1 pseudogene is annotated in these 280 nt (G+C 46.1%); it reads right to left on the bottom strand.

The window, feature by feature from the left end:
* Positions 1 to 203, bottom strand: a pseudogene (locus AAC147_RS12670) (lysis protein); the annotation flags it as partial.
* Between the last annotated feature and the right edge of the window lie 77 nt (positions 204 to 280).

Genomic DNA, 280 nt, shown 5'->3' with positions numbered 1-280 from the left:
TCCTGTGTGTGCGTTTTGTCCAGTTCCGCAAGGTGCTTGATGCGCTCTTGCTGCCTATCTATCGCGATGATCTGTTCGTCATACTGTCGCTTTAACCTGTGGTATTCTTCGGCCTTGTTATGATACTCACTGTAATAGAACCAGAGCAGGCCAGAGACAATCACAAAAGCAATGAGTCTGAAGTACTGGCTATTGAGTTTCATAGCAACTCAAACGCTTTTTCAAACGTTGCCTCAGAATACGGTTGCCTGCCGTTCTCATGCCGGATAATGGCTTTTGA

The sequence above is a fragment of the Xenorhabdus sp. NBAII XenSa04 genome (genome assembly GCF_963866145.1).
Classification (GTDB): Bacteria; Pseudomonadota; Gammaproteobacteria; order Enterobacterales; family Enterobacteriaceae; genus Xenorhabdus; species Xenorhabdus indica.
The sequence above is the reverse complement of the archived record's forward strand: the minus strand, read 5'-3'. Positions and strand labels throughout refer to the sequence as shown.